Origin of the sequence: Aeromonas sp. S2(2024), assembly GCF_041402505.1 — a bacterium.
GTDB lineage: Bacteria > Pseudomonadota > Gammaproteobacteria > Enterobacterales > Aeromonadaceae > Aeromonas > Aeromonas media.
In genome coordinates this window covers 295,350-312,873 of the sequence record NZ_JBGLRL010000003.1, presented here as the reverse complement: position 1 = coordinate 312,873, position 17,524 = coordinate 295,350, and the positions used below count along the sequence as shown (strand labels likewise).

Sequence of the window (17,524 nt, the reverse complement as noted above, 5' to 3'; positions counted from 1 at the left end):
GCGGCCATAGCGCCGTGGAACCACCTGATCCCATGCCGAACTCAGAAGTGAAACGCGGTAGCGCCGATGGTAGTGTGGCATTCGCCATGCGAGAGTAGGACACTGCCAGGCACCCAATACAAGAAACCCCGCTCAATGAGCGGGGTTTTTTATTGCACAGCGCTTTCCAAAATTCTGCACGCTGCGTGCCGAGATCTTGTCTGCTCCCCCTTTACGTTCATCAGCCGAATCACCAGTTGGATCTCACTATCTCCGGTGCGGAGGCCTTGTATACAGCCCCCTCCTGAATCTGCACTCTCATCGGTTTTCCATTTGATTCCTCACGCGGCGCTATCCTGCTGAAACCCGGCGCTGTGCCTGCAATTGGGGTTGTATCTGCATCATAACTCGGTAGAGTAAGGGGCATTCCGGGTTTACCCATACCATGCCTTTGCTTCTTTATCTGGTATGAGAGTACCCAGACCTGTTTTCATTCACCTTCAGTCAGTGGTACCGATATGGAACAAGTAAACAAGTCTACTTTCAGCGATGTGTTGGAATATGTGCGTATGTCTCGTCGTCAGAACAAGCTCAAGCGTGAAATCGCGGACAACGAGAAGAAGATCCGTGACAACCAGAAGCGGGTGTTGCTGCTCGACAACCTGAGCGACTATATCAAGCCAGGCATGAGCATCGACGAAGTGCAGGCCATCATCGCCAACATGCGCACCGATTACGAAGAGCGTGTTGATGATCACATTATCAAAAATGCCGAGCTTTCCAAGGAGCGCAAGGAGCTGAGCACCAAGCTGAAGGGCATGAGTACCAGCAAATAAGCTCACACCGCCATTCCCAAACACCGGCTTACAGCCGGTGTTTCATTTCCACTCGGCAGCTCGGATCTCTCACCGCACTGCAACAATCGGCTCCCATTTTTACAATCGCCCTGTTAACATCGCTGCAAAGCGGTCAATAGTTTTCAAGCCCTTGACTTGAAACGACTAAGCTTGATTGAAAGACAATAAATTGCGCAACCATGGTGGGGCTGATATGGGCGCATCAAAACAGACGGATTCGAACAAAGTGGCATCTCAGGATTCATCCGTACCGCATGCGGACGGGCAATATCAGCGCAAGCGTCGCCCCTGGTGGCGCTGGTTGTTCTGTTTCATCTTTTTGCTTTGCCTGGCTGCCGTGATCGCCCTGGTTGGTTATGAAATGAAGACCTCCCGATTGCAGTCGCAGGAGATCTCCCGTTATGCCGCCAAGCTGACTTATGAGCTGGAACCGGGTCCCAGCAAGCAAATCACCTTCCCGGATGATGGCCCCTTCGACAAGCGACTCGGTTATGTGCTGATGCCCATGATCCAGGAGCGCCTCATCCAGCGTGGTTATCAGGTGAGCGAGCAGGTGCGTTTTTCCGATGCACTTTACAACTACGCCAGCCATGGTTTCTTCGTCCCCTATACCGAGAAGGTGCAGGCGGGGCTGACGCTGCACGACTGCCGTGCAGAGCCTTTCTATCAATACAAGTACCCGACCCATTACTACCCTGATTTCAACTCTATTCCCCCCTTGGTCATCCAGTCCCTGCTGTTTATCGAGAACAGGGAGCTGTTGAGCAACGAGCAGCCGCTCGCCAACCCGGCGGTAGACTGGCCCCGTTTTGCCAAGGCGGCGCTGTCCCAGGTGGGCAAGGCGCTGGACATGCAGGACCAATCCGCCGGTGGCAGTACGCTGGCGACCCAGGTGGAGAAGTATCGGCACTCCCCTGATGGTCTGACCCTGTCCCCCACCGAGAAGATCCGCCAGATGGCCTCGGCCAGTGTGCGGGCCTATCGATTGGGGCCAAAAACCCTGGAAGCACGCAAACTGGTGGCCTGGGCTTACCTCAACTCGGTGCCGCTCTCCGCCGCCCCGGGTTATGGGGAGGTGCACGGCCTGGGAGATGGTCTCTGGGTCTGGTTCGGTGCCGATGTGGACGAGGTGAATCGCCTGCTGGATCCCGCGCGTAATCAGGACGCCACTCTGGCCGAGCAGGGGCTGGCGCTGCGCCAGGTGGTCTCCCTGATGATTGCCCACCGTCGCCCCTCCTATTATCTGGCCCAGGGGCGGGAGGCGCTGTCGACCCTGACAGACAGCTACCTGCGCCTGTTCGTGCAGGAGGGCATGATCACGCCGCCCCTGATGGAGTCGGCACTCAAGGCCAAGCTTGCGTTCCGCGACTTCCTGCAGGCACCGGCGATCACCCGTGTCAATAACAACAAGGGGTTGCAGGTGGCGCGCACCCGCCTCAGTCGCCAGCTCGGGGTTCAGCTCTATGATCTGGACCGCATGGATCTGACGGCGGATACGACTCTCAACATGCCGCTGCAAAATGACGTCTCCCGTTATCTGCAGCAGTTGGCAGACCCAACATTCGCCGCCCAGGTCGGGCTGTTTGGTGAGCGCCTGCTCTCGCCGGAGAAGACGGGGGACGTGAAATACAGCTTCACCCTGTTCGAGAAGACGCCGGAAGGGGTCAAGGTGCGGGTGCAGACCGACAACACGGATCAGCCGTTCGACATCAATGAGGGCAGCAAGCTGGAGCTGGGCTCAACCGCCAAGCTGCGGGTGCTGACCACCTATCTGGAGATAGTGACCGAGCTGCATGACAGCTACGGGAACATGCCGGCCGAGAGCCTGCGCAAGATAGAGGTCTCCGATCAGGACAACATCAGCCGTTGGGCCATCGCCTACCTGATGAGTGCCAAGGACAAGAGCCTGCCCGTGATGCTGGAGGCTGCGCTGGATCGCAAATACTCCGCCAGCCCCTACGAGGGCTTCTTCACCGGTGGTGGCATGCACACCTTCAACAACTTCCGCAAGGAAGACAATGGCCGCATTCCACCTATCCGCGACGCCTTGCGTGAATCCATCAACCTGCCCTTCGTACGGCTGATGCGGGACATAGTGCGCTACAGCCTCTACAAGGAAGGCAACCGTGCCCAGCTGCTCAAGGATGACAAGGATCCCCGTCGTACCGAGTATCTGGCCAAGTTTGCCGACAAGGAGGGGCAGACCTATCTGCTGCGCTTCTGGCGTAAATATCGTGGCAAGACCACGGATGAGCAGCTCGATACCTTCCTCGATGGCCTCAAGCCCAGCGCGGTGCGCCTCGCGGCCGTGCATCGCTACCTGATGCCGGAAGCGTCACAGGCCGATTTTGCAGCCTTCCTGGCGAAGCGCCTGCCACGGGACAAGCTGAGCGACAAGCGAGTCGAGCAGCTCTACACCAGCTATGGTCCTGGTAAGTATTCACTGCCGGATCAAGGCTATATCGCCCGCGTCCACCCGCTGGAGTTGTGGTTGCTCTCCTATCTCAGGGAGTTTGACAAGGCCACCTTCGCCGATGCGGTTGCGGCCAGCCGGGATGAGCGTCAGGAGGTCTACAGCTGGCTGTTCAAGACCCGCCATCGCAGCGCCCGGGATAGCCGGATCCGCACCATGCTGGAGGTCGAGGCCTTCCTCGACATCCATCAGCGTTGGGCACGTCTGGGTTATCCGTTTGATCACCTGGTTCCCTCCCTGGCGACGGCTCTCGGCAGCTCGGGCGACAGACCCGCCGCTTTGGCGGAATTGATGGGGATCATCCAGAACGGCGGCATGCGGGCACCGACCCTGCGGATCGAACATCTCTCCTTCGCCAAGGACACGCCCTTCGCCACGGTGTTCGAGCCGGCCAACACCCAGGGTGTTCGGGTGATGCCTGCCGAGGTGGCCAACGCCCTGCGCAATGCCTTGTCCAAGGTGGTTGAGGGGGGAACAGCGCGGCGCATCGCCGGTGCCTTTGCCTTGCAGGATGGCACCGTGCTGTCGTTGGGGGGCAAGACGGGGACGGGGGACAACCGGATCGAGACGGTCGGCCGCTACGGCAATGTCACCAGCTCACTGGCGCGTAACCGGACCGCGACCTTTGTCTTCTACATAGGGGATGATCACTTCGGTACCCTGACGGCCTATGTGCCCGGCAGCCAGTCCGACAAGTTCCGCTTCACCTCGGCACTGCCGGTGCAGGTCCTCAAGGGGATGGCGCCCTTGCTGGTACCCTATCTGCAACCGGGCACGCACACTCAGTGTTTGCCGGGCAGCTGACGGTGCATAAAAAAACGGGGCCAGTTTGGCCCCGTTTTTGTTTCTGTCGGCGGCAGGTGTCCCGCGCCGACATTGTGACTCACAGCAGATCTTCGATCTCGCCGCGCAGGTATTGGTACATCTCGCGATAGGCCACCGGCGGCTTGTTCAGCTCCCGCTCCTTGTTGGCAGTGCGGATCAGCTGGCGCAGCTTCTGGCGATCCAGTTCGTGGAACTGGGACATCAGTTCGTTGAGGGCGCTGTCTCCCTCGGTGATCAGGCGTTCACGCCACTGCTCCAGCCGGTGCAGGCGGGCATTCACGGTGGAGTGACGCATCTTGATGATGGAGAGGGCTTCCTCGATCTGCTCTATATCCCGGCTGCGCATCAGGCGGCCGATGAACTGCAGGTGGCGGCGGAAGGACTCGTCCTTCTTGGGCTTGAGCTTGCGGCCCAGCTCGACGGCTTCGGCCAACTCTTCATCCAGCGGGATCCGTTCCAGCTCGCTGTGGCTCAGGGAGACGATCTCGGCCCCCAGTTTCTGTAGTGCCTCGGCGTCGCGCTTGAGCTGGCTCTTGCTGGGACCCCAATCGTCCAATTCGTTGTCGTCTTGATACTGACTCATCGGTCTCTGATTCCTGTCATTCGCGTTGGGGGATATGTTACCAGCTTCTCCCGCTGGGCGCAGGGGTCTGATATGCTTAGCCCCTTTCCTTCCTTCATACAGATGTGAGTTATGGACAAGCAAGATCAAATTCGCCAGGATCAAGCCCATCTCGAGGCGGTGGTCGCCGAGGCCCTGGAGATAGCCAAGGGGCTGGGCGCCGGGCTTGCGGAAGTTTCCATCAGCAAACAGACAGGGCTGTCGGTGAATACCCGGGGCTGTGAGCTGGAAAGCATCGAGTTCAACAAGGATGGAGCGCTCGGCATCGCCGTCTATCGCAATGGCTGCAAGGGATCCTCCTCGACCACGGATCTCGGCAAGCCTGCCATTCGTGCCGCCGTCGAAGCGGCCATGGAGATTGCCCGCCACACCTCCCCCGATGAGTATGCCGGTCTGGCGGATGCCGAACTGCTGGCTTGGGATGCCCCGGATCTGCAACTCTGTCACTCCATCGAACTGGATCCCCAGCGTGGCATCGGGCTGGCCATCGAGTGCGAGCGGCTTGCCCTGGGGCGTGATGCCCGCATCAAGCACTCCGATGGCGCCAGCTTTTCAAGCCATCTGGGGGTCAAGGTCTATGGCAACAGCCATGGCTTCGTCAAAGGCTATGCGGCGTCGCGCAACTCTCTGAGCTGCGTGCTGATTGGCGAGCAGGATGGCGACATGCAGCGGGACTATGGCTACTCCTCCAGTCGCGCCCTCTCCGGTCTTTGGACCCCGCAGCGCATCGCCGACGAGGCGGTGGAGCGCACCGTCTCCCGTCTGGGGGCCCGCAAGATCAGCACCCGCCACGCCCCCGTGCTGTTTCACCCCGACACTGCCGCCGGCCTGTGGGGTCATCTTGTGATGGCCATCAGCGGCGGCAACCTCTATCGCAAGTCGAGCTTCCTGTTGGACAAGCTGGGCAAACAGATCCTGCCCGAGTGGCTCAGCATTCAGGAGTTCCCCCACCTGCTGGGGGGGCTCGCCAGTACCCCGTTCGACGGTGAAGGGGTACGCACCCGCGACATGGACATAGTGCGCAATGGCGAGCTGATGAGCTGGCTGCTTACCTCCTACTCGGCGCGCAAGCTGGGGCTGACCACCACAGGCCACGCCGGTGGCATCCATAACTGGCAGGTCTCCAATACCGGCCAGGACTTCCAGGGCATGCTCAAGGAGATGGGCACAGGCCTGCTAGTGACCGAGCTGATGGGGCAGGGGGTCAATATCGTCAATGGTGACTACTCCCGCGGCGCCGCCGGTTTCTGGGTGGAGAATGGCGAGATCCTCTATCCGGTTGAGGAGATCACCATAGCCGGCAACCTGGCCGACATGTTCAGCACCCTGGTGGCGGTGGGGAACGACGAGGACGAGCGCTCCAGCCTCAAGACGGGCTCTGTGCTGGTCGAGCAGATGAAGCTGGCGGGGCACTGAATCGCCAGACCCCGGAAATGAAAAAGGCCCCCTCGCCTGGCGAGGGGGCCTTTTTATTGCTCATCGGCAGGGAGTGACGATCACGCCTTGATACGCTCTATGCATCCGCCCAGGCCTTGCAGCTTGTGCTCTATGTCTTCATAGCCACGGTCGATGTGATAGATGCGCTCGACCATGGTGGTGCCTTCGGCCACGAAGCCGGCGAGGACCAGGCTGGCGGAGGCGCGCAGATCGGTTGCCATCACCTGGGCACCCTTGAGTTGTTCGGTGTCGCGGCAGATGGCCACGTTGCCCTGCAGCTCGATGTCCGCGCCCATACGTACCAGCTCGGGCACGTGCATGAAGCGGTTCTCGAAGATGGTCTCGGTGACCATGCCGGTACCCTTGGCCACGGCGTTCAGTACGGTGAACTGCGCCTGCATGTCGGTCGGGAAGGCCGGGTAGGGAGCCGTCTTGATGGTGACCGGCTTGAGGGGGCGGCCCGTCATGTCGAGGGAGATCCAGTCTTCCCCCTTCTCGATGAGCGCACCGGCCTCTTCCAGCTTGACCAGTACGGCTTCCAGCAGGGAAGGGTCCGTCTTGCGGCAGGTGATCTTGCCCCCAGTGACTGCGGCGCCTACCAGGAAGGTGCCAGTCTCGATGCGATCTGGCTGGACGCTGTAGCTGCCGCCGTGCAGACGCTCGACCCCGTCGATGGTCAGGGTGTCGGTACCCGCACCCTGGATCTTGGCGCCCAGGGCGTTGAGGAAGTTCGCGAGATCGACCACTTCCGGCTCGCGGGCGGCGTTCTCGATCACGGTGCGACCGTCGGCCAGGGTGGCGGCCATCATCAGGTTCTCGGTGCCGGTGACGGAGATCATGTCCATCAGGATGTGGGCACCCTTGAGGCGACCGTCGACACGGGCCTTGATGTAGCCATCTTCGATGGCGATCTTGGCGCCCATCAGCTCGAGGCCGTGAACATGCAGGTTGACCGGGCGGGCACCGATGGCGCAGCCGCCGGGCAGGGAGACGTCAGCCGCGCCGAAGCGGGCGGCCAGCGGGCCCAGCGCCAGGATGGAGGCGCGCATGGTCTTCACCAGCTCGTAGGGGGCGACGTGGTTGTTCACGGCGCCGGTCAGCACGGTCACGTTGCCGTTGACCTTGGTGCTGGCGCCCAGCATCTCCAGCAGCTTGAGGGTGGTGCCCACGTCTTTGAGGCGCGGCACATTGGAAAGCTGGATCTCCTCGTCGCACAGCAGGGTGGCGAACAGGATCGGCAGGGCGGCGTTTTTGGCGCCGGAGATGGTCACTTCACCGGAGAGGGTGCAGGGGCCGGTGATCTTGAATTTGTCCATGTTTACTTCTTTACCAAATCAGGAGGGCAGCTGGAATTTACGCTCGCGTTTCCACTCGGCGTCGGTATAGGCCTTGATGGAGAGGGCGTGGATGGCGTTGCTGGCGATCTTGTCCATCAGCGGGGCATAGATGGCCTGCTGTTTCTTGACCCGGCTCATGCCGTCAAACATGTCGCCGACCGCAATCACTTGATAGTGACTGCCGTCGCCTTTGACATGGACTTCGGACAATGGCAAAGCCTCAAGGAGTATCGCTTCAATTTCAGAGACTTGCATTATGCGTCCTCGGTGTTGGGCGGGATGGGTTGAAACAGACTGGCCACCCCGTAAAGGTTGGCCAGGGTATAAAAATCAGTGGAGGCGCCCACCAGTTGCGGCGCGCCTCCCCGTACCAGAGTGGCTTTGGCCCACTTGACCAGCAGGGCCAGGCCGGCGGAATCCAGGGTGGTGACCCCGCTCATATCGAGCGCATCATCTTGCCACCACTCGGATCGCCGTTGCCACAGGGCGTTGACCTGCGGCGCTTGCAGCTCCCCCTGGAGTGTCATGACTTGAGCACCAGCGGCTTGGCATTGTGCTCGCGCAACTGGGCGATCACCGCATCTATGCCGTTCTGGCGAATGAGGCCACCGAGCTCGCTCTGCTTGGCGGAGAGCAGGCTGATCCCCTCGGCGACCATGTCGAAGGCCTTCCACTCACCGGTCTTGTTGTTCTTGCGCAGTTTGAACTCGAGGAAGATGTCCGGCTTGCCGGCCTCCTTCACGCTGACGTTGACGGCGGTGATGTTGCTGTCACCGGGCGCCTTGCCCGGCTGGACCTTGACGGTCTGCTTGTCGAAATGGGCCAGGGCATCGGCATAGGAGCTCACCATGTATTCAGTAAAGACCTGGACGAAGGCATCGCGCTGGGCCGGGGTGGTCTCCTTGATCTGGTTGCCGAGCACCTTGTAGGCGGCGAAGCGATTGTCCACATAAGGGAGCAGCTCTTCGCGAATGATCACCCGCAGGTGGTCCGGGTTGCTCTTGACCTGGGACTGGTCCGCCTTCAGGCGGGCGAAGGTCTGCTGGGCAGCCTGATCCACCAGGGCATAGGGGTCGGCGGCATTGACCGCTGCCAGGGCGGATACGGTAAACAGCAGGCTGGTCATCAGGCCCAGCAGCAGGGCGATCTTCTTGAACATGGTTACTCCTTGGTTGCTGGCGTATCGGTGCTCGGGGAAGACTGGCTGTACAAGAACTTGCCGATCAGATCTTCCAGCACGATGGCGGATTTGGTGTCTTCGATCATGTCGCCATCCTTGAGCATGCTGGTGCCCATCTCCTCATCGGTGAAGCCCGGTGCCAGACCAACATACTGTTCGCCCAGCAGACCCGAGGTCAGGATGGAGAGCGAGCTGGTTTCTGAGAACTCGCCGGCACTCTTCTGCATCTGCAGGGAGACGACGGGAACCTGACTCTTGGCATCCAGCGTGATGTCGCTGACTCGACCGACGACGACGCCGCCGACCTTGACCGGCGAGCGTACTTTCAGGCCGCCGATATTATCGAAATGGGCGCGCAGGGTATAGGTTTCTCCTTCCGGTTTGAAACTCAATCCCGCCACTTGCAGTGCCAACGCCAGAATGGCTGCGATGCCAGCCAGCATGAAGGCACCGACCAGGAATTCTACTTTGCTGAACTTCATCTTTCCCTTATCCAAACATGACTGCGGTGAGTATAAAATCCAGACCGAGCACGGCCAGGGATGAGTGGACCACGGTACGGGTCGTCGCCTGACTGATCCCGGCCGAGGTTGGCTTGGCATCATAGCCATTGAAGAGCGCGATCCAGGTGACCACTAAGGCGAAGATCACACTCTTGATGGCCCCTTGCATGATGTCGTCCTGCCAATCGACGGAGGCCTGCATGGCAGACCAGAAGCTGCCTTCATCCACACCCAGCCAGTCTACCCCGACCAGTTTGCCGCCAAAGATGCCGATCAGGCTGAACATGAAGGCCAGCAACGGCATGCTGATGACCCCTGCCCAGAAGCGAGGCGCCACCACTCGGCGCAGGGGGTCCACCGCCATCATCTCGAGGCTGGAGAGCTGCTCGGTCGCCTTCATCAGGCCGATCTCGGCGGTGAGGGCCGAGCCCGCACGTCCGGCAAACAGCAGGGCGGTGACCACAGGGCCCAGCTCCCGCAGCAGGGAGAGGGAGACCAGGGGCCCCAGACTCTGCTCTGCGCCGAAATCCTTCAGTACGTTGTAACCCTGCAAGGAGAGCACCATGCCGATGAAGAGGCCAGACACCAATATGATGGCGACCGATTGTACACCCACCACATAGAGCTGCTGTATCAGCAGGGGGAAGTGCTTGCGGGGCTCGGGTTTGCCCGCCAGCGCGTGAAATAGCATGATGGTGGCGCGGCCGACGGCGCTGATGAAACGTACTCCGCTTCGACCCAGCTTGCTTATCTGACTTATTAACATCACAGATCCTGTAGCAGATCACCTGCCGGAAAATGAAACGGAACAGGACCATCGGGCAATCCTTTGAGGAACTGCTCGACCTCGGGATTGTGCTCCTCACGCAGTTGCTCCGGCGTGCCCTGTGCCACCACCCTGCGGTTGGCGATGATGTAGGCGTAGTCGGCGATGCTCAGCACTTCCTTCACATCATGGGTGACGATGACGGAGGTGATGCCGAGGGCATCGTTGAGTTCCTTGATGAGCTTGACCAGCACCGCCATGGTGATGGGATCCTGGCCGACAAAGGGCTCGTCATACATGATGAGATCCGGATCCAGCGCGATGGATCTGGCCAGGGCAGCACGGCGGGCCATGCCGCCGGAGAGTTCGGACGGCATCAGTCTGGCCGCGCCGCGCAAGCCCACCGCCTGCAGCTTCATCATGACGATGGTGTGGATCAGCTCCTCCGGCAGACCGGAGTGTTCCCGCAGCGGGAAGGCCACGTTGTCGAACACCGTCATGCCAGTGAACAGGGCGCCGCTCTGGAACAGCATGCTCATCCGCTTGCGCACCTCATACAGACGGCCGCGGGAGAGGGTGGGGATGTCTTCCCCGTCAAACAGAATATGACCGGACTCAGGTTTCAGCTGGCCACCGATTAGGCGCAGCAAGGTGGTCTTGCCAATGCCGCTGGGGCCCATGACGGCGGTGACCTTGCCACGGGGAATGGTCAGGTTGATCCTGTCGTACAGCAACCGATCTCCGTGACTGAAGGTCAGGTCGGAGATGGTGATCAGGTCATCGTTCAAACAAATGTCCATCCGGTATAAATGAAGAGCGAATTTTATGGGCTAGTCTAGGTCTAAGCAACAGCAAGGAACAACTATTGAGCGGGTTTGCCCCCCAAATACGCGACAGTTTTATGTAACAACTTGCATCAGTGGCAGACCGTCCCGCATCCGATTCGCTTATCTCGGCAGACTTTTTTATAATCCCGCAGCAAATTTCGGCCCGGAGCTGTGCCTTTATGTCTGTAAAGCCTGAAAAAGTGTCTGAATTGTTCGATTTCCGTCGCAGTGCCCGCGCGGTGCTGGACATAGAAAAACAAGCCATCGATGGGCTCTACCAATACCTCGATGAGACCTTCGAGCGCGCCTGCGAGATGGTGCTGTGCTGTGCCGGCAAGATCGTGGTCACCGGTATGGGCAAGTCGGGTCATGTCGGCAACAAGATTGCCGCGACCCTGGCCAGCACCGGGACACCCGCCTTCTTCCTCCACCCTGGCGAAGCCAGCCACGGAGATCTGGGGATGATCTCCGGCGGCGACCTCATCATCGCCATCTCCAACTCCGGCGAGAGCGACGAGATCCTGGCCCTGTTGCCGGTGCTCAAGCGTCGCGGCATTCCGCTCATCTGCATGACCGGCAACCCGACCTCCACCATGGCCAAGGAGGCCAACGTGCACCTGTGCATCAAGGTGGAGAAAGAGGCCTGTCCGTTGGGGTTGGCCCCGACCTCCAGCACCACGGCGACGCTGGTGATGGGGGATGCTCTGGCCGTGGCTCTGCTGGAGGCACGTGGTTTCACCGCCGATGACTTCGCGCTCTCGCATCCGGGCGGGTCGCTGGGCAAGCGGCTGTTGCTGCGGGTCGGCGATCTGATGCACCGCGGGGACCTGTTGCCCCAGGTAGGGATAGATGCCACCATCAGCCAGGCGCTGCTGGAAGTGAGCCGCAAGGGGCTGGGTATGACCGCCGTTGTTGATGCTGATGGCCGATTGGCCGGTCTGTTCACCGATGGTGACCTGCGCCGGATCCTGGATCTGCAGGTGGATATTCACCACACCCCTATCAGCCGCGTCATGACGGTCAACTGTGTTACCGTAGGGCCTGAGATGATGGCGGCCGAGGCCGTCAAACTGATGGAAACCAGAAAGATTAACGGATTGCTGGTGGTGGATGAGGCGCGGCGGCCACTTGGCGCCTTCAACATGCACGACCTGCTGAAAGCCGGGGTGATTTGATGCAAGACGTACCGACCCTCTATGGTCCGGTGACGCGCAGCCAGTACGAGAAGGCGGCGCAGATCCGCCTGCTGGTGTGTGACGTGGATGGGGTGCTCTCCAATGGCTTCATCTATATGGGCAACCAGGGTGAAGAACTGAAAACCTTCTGCACCCGCGATGGCGCTGGCATGCGTGCCCTGCTTAACGCCGGCATCGAGATTGCCATTATCACAGGGCGCACCTCCCGCATCGTCAGCGATCGGATGAGAGGCCTGGGGGTGCGGCACCTGGTACAGGGGGCGGATCAGAAGCTGCCCCACTTCGAGGCACTGCTGACCAAGCTCGGTCTGGAGGCGTCGCAAGCCGCCTACATGGGGGATGACACCATAGATCTGCCGGTGATGCAGGCCTGTGGCCTCGGCATTGCGGTGGCGGATGCCCATCCGCTGGTGCTGGCTCGTGCCGATCTGGTGACCCGCCTCGGGGGTGGTGTGGGCGCGGTACGCGAGGTGTGCGATCTCATCCTGCAGGCGCAGGGCCTGGGCGACTACCAACCCGAGGCCTCGGTATGAGCAGACAGACCCTGTTGTTCGCCCTGCTGTTCTTGGTTGCACTCGCCGCCTGGCAGCTCGGCGAGATCGAGCTGGTACCTGAGCCGACTGCCAAGGTAGAGAACTATCAACCAGACTTTACCGCCAAAAATCTGGTCACCACCCGCTTCAACGAGCAGGGTAAAAGGACCGAGCGGTTGGAGTCCGAGTATGCGGAGTATTACCAGATCCTCGAGCAGGCCACTTTCAACAAGCCGGTGGTCTACATGTTCGATGAGCAGGGGGAGGCCGAATGGAAGGTCACGGCCGAGACCGGGGTGCTCAATACCGATGACAACGTGATACTGCGCGACAAGGTACATCTGGACGGCTTGCTGCCGGCGTCCTTCATCTCCACGCTGGATACCCCCTATCTGGAGCTGGATCTGGTGACCCAAGACGTAAGAAGCAACCAGCACATCAGCATAGTGGGTCAGGAATTCCAGACCGAGGGTGTTGGCCTGAAGGGCCATCTGGAACGTAAATATTTCGAATTACTGGATAAAGGCCATGCCACTTATTTCAATGAAAAACGTTAATCTGGCCCTCGCGTCCCTGCTGTTGTGCAGTGCGGTGAATGCCAAAGAGTCCGACTTTGCCGAGAAGGTCTACGTGGATGCGGTCAAGCAAGTGGCCGAGATGCAGGACAACCGTATCACCTTCAGTGATGATGTCATCATCACTCAGGGCACCATCAAGATTAAGGCCGACAAGGTGGTGGTGATCCGCTCCGGCGAGAAAGGGGCCGAGGTCATGACCGCCTATGGGAACCCCGCCACCTTCTTCCAGATCCTGGACAATGGCAAGCCGGTAAACGCCCACGGCAACAGCATTCGCTATGAGCTGAAGAACCGGCTGGTCACCATCACCGGCAACGGTCAGCTCAAGCAGGAAGACAGCCAAGTCACCGGTGACCTCATCCGCTACGACATTGTCAAACAGAAGATGATCGCCGAAAGCAAGGGACCCACCCAGCGCGTCAAGACGGTGTTCCTGCCGGATCAGGTAGAAAACTTCGACAAACCCGCCGATCAGAAGAAGTAGGAAACAAAAGCCATGGCAGTGTTAAAAGCAACGGGTTTGCAGAAGAGCTACAAGCGCCGCATGGTGGTCAGCGACGTGAGCCTGGAAGTGGGCACGGGCCAGATAGTGGGGCTGCTCGGCCCGAATGGTGCTGGCAAGACCACCTCCTTCTACATGATCGTGGGCCTGGTGCAGCGGGATGCGGGTCTCATCACCATAGATGAGCAGGACATCAGCCTGCAGCCCATGCATATTCGCGCCCGCAATGGTATCGGTTACCTGCCCCAGGAAGCCTCCATCTTCCGACGCTTGTCTGTGTTCGACAACCTGATGGGGGTCATGCAGACCCGTAAGGGGTTGAGCCGCGAGGAGCGGGAGGATAAGGTCGAGCAGTTGCTGGAAGAGTTCAACATCACCCATATTCGCGACAGCCTGGGTCAGAGCCTGTCGGGAGGGGAGCGGCGCCGTGTCGAGATCGCCCGTGCGCTAGCGGCAGAGCCGCGATTCATCCTGTTGGATGAGCCCTTTGCAGGTGTTGATCCTATTTCGGTCATAGACATCAAGAAGATCATCCAGCATCTGAAGGAAAGAGGGCTGGGCGTGCTTATCACGGATCATAACGTCAGAGAGACGTTGGATGTGTGCGAGAAGGCCTACATCGTCAGCCACGGCAAGATGATTGCCGAAGGTGCACCGGCCGACATCCTCGCCGATGAGCAGGTCAAGCGCGTCTATTTGGGCGATCAATTCAGTCTATAGTAAGGGGGCACCCCTCATTTTTGTTAGGTGACCGCCTCGCTGAACATAAGGATATCCCGACGTAGATGAAGCCGACATTACAGTTGCGTCTCGGCCAGTCCCTGACCATGACGCCACAATTACAACAAGCGATTCGTCTGCTCCAGCTCTCCACCCTGGAACTCCAGCAGGAAATTCAGCAAGCGCTCGATAATAACCCCTTGCTGGAGCAGGAGGAGAATGAGGCGCACGAAACCAGTCCGATAGAACCCCAGGACGCCAGTCAACTCGACTCCAGTGACGCAATGGCACAGGACAAGATGCCGGATGAACTGCCGGTGGACACTACCTGGGATGAGGTCTATTCCGCCGGCACGGCTCAGAGCGCTGGCCCCATCCATGACGGGGAAGACAGCGTCTATCAGGGGGAAACCACCGAAAATCTGCAGGATTATCTGTTGTGGCAGATGCGACTGACGCCGTTCAGTGATCTGGATGCCGCGATTGCCCTCGCCATCATCGATGCCATCGATGAGTCTGGCTACCTGACCGTTTCTCTCGAAGATATTCAGGCTGCAGTCAGCAGTGAAGAGGTAGAAGTTGAACTGGATGAAGTGGAAGCCGTGCTCAAGCGGGTGCAGCATTTCGATCCGGTTGGCATCGCCGCTCGCTCGGTACAGGAGTGTCTGTTGATCCAGCTTGGCCAGTATTCGCCGGATCTGCCTTGGCTCAATGAGGCAAGGGAGGTGATCCGCGAGCACATGGACTTGCTCGGCAACCGTGACTACCGCACCCTGGCGCGCAAGACCCGGCTCAAGGAGAGCGACCTCAAGGAGGTTCTGGATCTCATCCAGCAGCTGGAGCCCAGACCCGGTAATGGCATCATCCAGAGCGAATCGCAATACGTGATCCCGGATGTTTCCGTGGTCAAGAAGGGGGCGAAGTGGGTGGTTGAACTCAACCCGGATTCGGCGCCGCGCATTCGTGTCAACGAGGCCTATGCGGCAATGGCACGCAATGCCCGCAGCAGCACGGATACTCAGTTCATTCGTTCCCATTTGCAGGAAGCCAAGTGGTTCATCAAGAGTCTGGAGAGTCGAAACGACACCCTGCTCAAGGTGGCAAGCTGCATAGTCGAGCAGCAACAGGGTTTCTTCGAGTACGGTGAAGAGGCCATGAAGCCCATGGTACTCAACGACATCGCCGAGGCGGTGGAGATGCACGAGTCGACGATTTCACGGGTGACGACCCAGAAGTACATGCATACGCCCCGTGGCATCTTTGAACTGAAGTTTTTTTTCTCCAGTCATGTCAACACGGAGGGAGGAGGAGAGTGCTCATCGACCGCAATTCGTGCCCTTATCAAGAAGCTGGTGACGGCCGAAAACCCGGCCAAACCGCTTAGTGATAGCAAGATCGCGGATTTGCTGGCCGAACAGGGTATTATGGTGGCGAGACGCACGATCGCAAAGTACCGTGAATCCTTGTTGATCCCGCCATCCAATCAGCGCAAACGCCTGGTTTAGGCAAACAAAAGGAAGACGTTATGCAAATTAACCTGACCGGACACCATGTCGAGATTACCGAAGCTCTGCGTGATTATGTGAATAACAAATTTGCCAAACTCGAGCGTCACTTTGACCATATCAACAACGTACATGTGGTGTTGAGCGTCGAAAAACTGAATCAGATCGCCGAAGCCAAGCTGCACGTCAGCGGGGGAGAGGTGTTCGCCAATTCGCAGCATGCCGACATGTATGCGGCGATTGATACCCTGCTGGATAAACTGGATCGGCAGATCATCAAGCACAAAGATAAGTTAAATCAAAAATAACTATGCAACTTGAACACATACTGAGTCGGGACTGCACCAAGAGTGCGGTCCCTTGTACCAGCAAGAAACGCGCCCTCGAGATCATCAGTGAGCTGGCCGCAGAGCGCCTCGGCGCCTCCCGCCAGGTGCTGTTTGAAAGCCTGCTGGCGCGGGAAAAGATGGGCAGTACCGGGATCGGTGCCGGTATTGCCATTCCCCACGGCCGGATCGACGACGCCTTTGCGCCGACCGCCGTGCTGATGACCTTCTCTGAACCCATCCCTTTCGATGCTATCGACAATCAACCGGTTGACCTGCTCTTTGCATTGCTGGTGCCGGAAAGCGAGTGCAAGCAGCATCTCAAGACCCTTTCCCTGATGGCATCCAAGCTGGGTGACAAGGCCGTCTGTCGCCAGTTGCGCCAGGCGACTAGCGATGAAGAACTCTATCAGATCATGACCTCGGCCTGATGCCGGGTCTGACGCAGCCACGTTGGCGTGAGGGGACAAGATGCAGTTAATAGTGGTAAGCGGTCGTTCGGGCTCCGGTAAGACGGTAGCCCTGAGGGTGCTGGAGGATCTGGGTTACTACTGCGTGGATAACCTGCCGGTCAATCTGCTGCCCCAGCTGATCGTCTCGGTGGAGAGCCAGTATGACAAGCTGGCGGTCAGCATAGACGTGCGCAACCTGCCGACCCAGCCAGACAAGTTGGACAACCTGTTGACCCAGGTGCGCAACGAAGGGCGGGTGGAGTTCTCCAGCTTCTTCTTCGATGCAGACAACGGTACCCTGCTCAAGCGCTATGGCGAGAGCCGCCGGCTGCACCCCCTGTCTCGCAAGCAGCTCTCGCTGGATGAGGCGATCCGGGAGGAAACCCACCTGCTGGCGCCCCTCTCCTCGACCGCCGACCTGCGCATCGACACCACCAACCTCAGCATTCACGATCTCAGCGAGCTCATCAAAACCCGGGTGCTCGGCAAGAAAGAGAACGAACTGGTGCTGGTGTTCGAGTCGTTCGGCTTCAAATACGGCATCCCCAAGGATGCGGACTTCGTGTTCGATGCCCGTTTCCTGCCCAATCCCCACTGGATCCCGGAGCTCAAGCCGTTTACCGGCCAGGACGAGCCCGTGGCCAACTACCTCTCGGCCCAGGCGGACGTGATGCTGTTCATCCAGCAGATAGAGAACATGCTGGTGACCTGGTTGCCCCACCTGGAGCGCAACAATCGCAGCTATGTGACCGTTGGGATCGGTTGTACCGGCGGGCAGCATCGCTCGGTGTTCATCGCCGAGCGGCTGGCCAGCGCATTCCGGCTGCTTGGCAAGAACGTGCAGATTCGTCACCGCACGCTGGACAAGCGCTCCCCCCAAGCCTGACAGACCCACAGGATGTTCAG

20 protein-coding genes and 1 rRNA gene are annotated in these 17,524 nt (G+C 59.4%); 13 read left to right on the top strand and 8 right to left on the bottom strand.

The window, feature by feature from the left end; all coding sequences use genetic code 11:
- From rrf to ACB039_RS05655, 3 genes are all read left to right on the top strand, one after another.
- Positions 1-111 (top strand): 5S ribosomal RNA (gene rrf, locus ACB039_RS05665); the annotation flags it as partial.
- A 386-nt stretch (positions 112-497) separates the two neighbouring features.
- The gene (tmaR, locus tag ACB039_RS05660; RefSeq protein WP_025328544.1) at positions 498-815 is read left to right on the top strand and encodes a PTS system regulator TmaR; all 318 of its coding nucleotides are present in this window, start codon (positions 498-500) and stop codon (positions 813-815) included.
- Between the two features lie 214 nt (positions 816-1,029).
- The gene (locus ACB039_RS05655; RefSeq protein ID WP_041204875.1) at positions 1,030-4,113 is read left to right on the top strand and encodes a transglycosylase domain-containing protein; all 3,084 of its coding nucleotides are present in this window, start codon (positions 1,030-1,032) and stop codon (positions 4,111-4,113) included.
- 79 nt (positions 4,114-4,192) lie between these two features.
- Here the strand turns inward: ACB039_RS05655 and yjgA are convergent, their stop codons facing one another.
- A complete protein-coding gene (yjgA, locus tag ACB039_RS05650; protein WP_025328542.1) occupies positions 4,193-4,717 on the bottom strand; it encodes a ribosome biogenesis factor YjgA in 525 nt (174 codons plus the stop codon).
- A 111-nt stretch (positions 4,718-4,828) separates the two neighbouring features.
- Between yjgA and pmbA the strand changes: the two genes are divergently transcribed.
- Positions 4,829-6,172, top strand: coding sequence for a metalloprotease PmbA (pmbA, locus tag ACB039_RS05645; RefSeq protein ID WP_371165275.1), 1,344 nt, complete (start codon positions 4,829-4,831; stop codon positions 6,170-6,172).
- 80 nt (positions 6,173-6,252) lie between these two features.
- On the opposite strand, the gene murA is transcribed toward pmbA, so the two are convergent.
- From murA to mlaF, 7 genes are read right to left on the bottom strand one after another with little or no spacing between them, the layout of a single operon-like run.
- Positions 6,253-7,509: a UDP-N-acetylglucosamine 1-carboxyvinyltransferase gene (murA, locus tag ACB039_RS05640; protein ID WP_323981551.1), complete on the bottom strand. Its 1,257-nt coding sequence runs from the start codon at positions 7,507-7,509 to the stop codon at positions 6,253-6,255.
- An 18-nt stretch (positions 7,510-7,527) separates the two neighbouring features.
- Positions 7,528-7,785 (bottom strand): BolA family iron metabolism protein IbaG, encoded by a 258-nt coding sequence (gene ibaG / locus ACB039_RS05635; RefSeq protein ID WP_041204876.1) that lies wholly within the window; start codon positions 7,783-7,785, stop codon positions 7,528-7,530.
- Positions 7,785-8,057 carry a lipid asymmetry maintenance protein MlaB gene (locus ACB039_RS05630; protein WP_161507589.1) on the bottom strand — a complete coding sequence of 91 codons (273 nt, stop codon included), beginning with the start codon at positions 8,055-8,057 and terminating at the stop codon, positions 7,785-7,787. The genes ibaG and ACB039_RS05630 overlap by 1 nt, the downstream gene beginning before the upstream one ends.
- Positions 8,054-8,689 (bottom strand): phospholipid-binding protein MlaC, encoded by a 636-nt coding sequence (gene mlaC / locus ACB039_RS05625; RefSeq protein WP_171273117.1) that lies wholly within the window; start codon positions 8,687-8,689, stop codon positions 8,054-8,056. The genes ACB039_RS05630 and mlaC overlap by 4 nt, the downstream gene beginning before the upstream one ends.
- A 2-nt stretch (positions 8,690-8,691) precedes the next feature.
- Positions 8,692-9,192, bottom strand: coding sequence for an outer membrane lipid asymmetry maintenance protein MlaD (gene mlaD, locus ACB039_RS05620; protein ID WP_005331321.1), 501 nt, complete (start codon positions 9,190-9,192; stop codon positions 8,692-8,694).
- 7 nt (positions 9,193-9,199) lie between these two features.
- Positions 9,200-9,979, bottom strand: coding sequence for a lipid asymmetry maintenance ABC transporter permease subunit MlaE (gene mlaE, locus ACB039_RS05615; RefSeq protein ID WP_041204877.1), 780 nt, complete (start codon positions 9,977-9,979; stop codon positions 9,200-9,202).
- A complete protein-coding gene (mlaF, locus tag ACB039_RS05610) occupies positions 9,979-10,779 on the bottom strand; it encodes a phospholipid ABC transporter ATP-binding protein MlaF (protein ID WP_005331323.1) in 801 nt (266 codons plus the stop codon). Before mlaF ends, mlaE begins: the two co-directional genes overlap by 1 nt.
- 206 nt (positions 10,780-10,985) lie before the next feature.
- Between mlaF and ACB039_RS05605 the strand changes: the two genes are divergently transcribed.
- From ACB039_RS05605 to rapZ, 9 genes are all read left to right on the top strand, one after another.
- Positions 10,986-11,981: a KpsF/GutQ family sugar-phosphate isomerase gene (locus ACB039_RS05605; RefSeq protein WP_041204878.1), complete on the top strand. Its 996-nt coding sequence runs from the start codon at positions 10,986-10,988 to the stop codon at positions 11,979-11,981.
- Complete coding sequence (kdsC, locus tag ACB039_RS05600) at positions 11,981-12,535, top strand: 3-deoxy-manno-octulosonate-8-phosphatase KdsC (RefSeq protein WP_371165274.1); 555 nt, start codon at positions 11,981-11,983, stop codon at positions 12,533-12,535. Before ACB039_RS05605 ends, kdsC begins: the two co-directional genes overlap by 1 nt.
- The gene (gene lptC, locus ACB039_RS05595) at positions 12,532-13,092 is read left to right on the top strand and encodes an LPS export ABC transporter periplasmic protein LptC (RefSeq protein ID WP_005331338.1); all 561 of its coding nucleotides are present in this window, start codon (positions 12,532-12,534) and stop codon (positions 13,090-13,092) included. The genes kdsC and lptC overlap by 4 nt, the downstream gene beginning before the upstream one ends.
- Complete coding sequence (gene lptA / locus ACB039_RS05590) at positions 13,079-13,597, top strand: lipopolysaccharide transport periplasmic protein LptA (protein WP_041204879.1); 519 nt, start codon at positions 13,079-13,081, stop codon at positions 13,595-13,597. Before lptC ends, lptA begins: the two co-directional genes overlap by 14 nt.
- Before the next feature lie 12 nt (positions 13,598-13,609).
- Positions 13,610-14,335, top strand: a complete 726-nt coding sequence (gene lptB, locus ACB039_RS05585; RefSeq protein ID WP_010675872.1) for an LPS export ABC transporter ATP-binding protein — start codon at positions 13,610-13,612, stop codon at positions 14,333-14,335.
- Between the two features lie 65 nt (positions 14,336-14,400).
- Positions 14,401-15,840 carry an RNA polymerase factor sigma-54 gene (locus ACB039_RS05580; RefSeq protein WP_041204880.1) on the top strand — a complete coding sequence of 480 codons (1,440 nt, stop codon included), beginning with the start codon at positions 14,401-14,403 and terminating at the stop codon, positions 15,838-15,840.
- A gap of 20 nt (positions 15,841-15,860) precedes the next feature.
- The gene (gene hpf / locus ACB039_RS05575; RefSeq protein WP_005305957.1) at positions 15,861-16,148 is read left to right on the top strand and encodes a ribosome hibernation promoting factor; all 288 of its coding nucleotides are present in this window, start codon (positions 15,861-15,863) and stop codon (positions 16,146-16,148) included.
- Between the two features lie 2 nt (positions 16,149-16,150).
- Positions 16,151-16,597 (top strand): PTS IIA-like nitrogen regulatory protein PtsN, encoded by a 447-nt coding sequence (ptsN, locus tag ACB039_RS05570; protein ID WP_005331355.1) that lies wholly within the window; start codon positions 16,151-16,153, stop codon positions 16,595-16,597.
- A gap of 40 nt (positions 16,598-16,637) precedes the next feature.
- Positions 16,638-17,504: an RNase adapter RapZ gene (gene rapZ, locus ACB039_RS05565; RefSeq protein WP_041204881.1), complete on the top strand. Its 867-nt coding sequence runs from the start codon at positions 16,638-16,640 to the stop codon at positions 17,502-17,504.
- Positions 17,505-17,524 lie beyond the last annotated feature (20 nt).

Excerpts from the sequence above, each read along its gene's own strand:
- tmaR (WP_025328544.1), top strand. The coding sequence starts at position 498 with ATGGAACAAGTAAACAAGTCTACTTTCAGCGATGTGTTGGAATATGTG.
- ACB039_RS05655 (WP_041204875.1), top strand. The coding sequence starts at position 1,030 with ATGGGCGCATCAAAACAGACGGATTCGAACAAAGTGGCATCTCAGGAT.
- yjgA (WP_025328542.1), bottom strand. The coding sequence starts at position 4,717 with ATGAGTCAGTATCAAGACGACAACGAATTGGACGATTGGGGTCCCAGC.
- pmbA (WP_371165275.1), top strand. The coding sequence starts at position 4,829 with ATGGACAAGCAAGATCAAATTCGCCAGGATCAAGCCCATCTCGAGGCG.
- murA (WP_323981551.1), bottom strand. The coding sequence starts at position 7,509 with ATGGACAAATTCAAGATCACCGGCCCCTGCACCCTCTCCGGTGAAGTG.
- ibaG (WP_041204876.1), bottom strand. The coding sequence starts at position 7,785 with ATGCAAGTCTCTGAAATTGAAGCGATACTCCTTGAGGCTTTGCCATTG.
- ACB039_RS05630 (WP_161507589.1), bottom strand. The coding sequence starts at position 8,057 with ATGACACTCCAGGGGGAGCTGCAAGCGCCGCAGGTCAACGCCCTGTGG.
- mlaC (WP_171273117.1), bottom strand. The coding sequence starts at position 8,689 with ATGTTCAAGAAGATCGCCCTGCTGCTGGGCCTGATGACCAGCCTGCTG.
- mlaD (WP_005331321.1), bottom strand. The coding sequence starts at position 9,192 with ATGAAGTTCAGCAAAGTAGAATTCCTGGTCGGTGCCTTCATGCTGGCT.
- mlaE (WP_041204877.1), bottom strand. The coding sequence starts at position 9,979 with ATGTTAATAAGTCAGATAAGCAAGCTGGGTCGAAGCGGAGTACGTTTC.
- mlaF (WP_005331323.1), bottom strand. The coding sequence starts at position 10,779 with ATGGACATTTGTTTGAACGATGACCTGATCACCATCTCCGACCTGACC.
- ACB039_RS05605 (WP_041204878.1), top strand. The coding sequence starts at position 10,986 with ATGTCTGTAAAGCCTGAAAAAGTGTCTGAATTGTTCGATTTCCGTCGC.
- kdsC (WP_371165274.1), top strand. The coding sequence starts at position 11,981 with ATGCAAGACGTACCGACCCTCTATGGTCCGGTGACGCGCAGCCAGTAC.
- lptC (WP_005331338.1), top strand. The coding sequence starts at position 12,532 with ATGAGCAGACAGACCCTGTTGTTCGCCCTGCTGTTCTTGGTTGCACTC.
- lptA (WP_041204879.1), top strand. The coding sequence starts at position 13,079 with ATGAAAAACGTTAATCTGGCCCTCGCGTCCCTGCTGTTGTGCAGTGCG.
- lptB (WP_010675872.1), top strand. The coding sequence starts at position 13,610 with ATGGCAGTGTTAAAAGCAACGGGTTTGCAGAAGAGCTACAAGCGCCGC.
- ACB039_RS05580 (WP_041204880.1), top strand. The coding sequence starts at position 14,401 with ATGAAGCCGACATTACAGTTGCGTCTCGGCCAGTCCCTGACCATGACG.
- hpf (WP_005305957.1), top strand. The coding sequence starts at position 15,861 with ATGCAAATTAACCTGACCGGACACCATGTCGAGATTACCGAAGCTCTG.
- ptsN (WP_005331355.1), top strand. The coding sequence starts at position 16,151 with ATGCAACTTGAACACATACTGAGTCGGGACTGCACCAAGAGTGCGGTC.
- rapZ (WP_041204881.1), top strand. The coding sequence starts at position 16,638 with ATGCAGTTAATAGTGGTAAGCGGTCGTTCGGGCTCCGGTAAGACGGTA.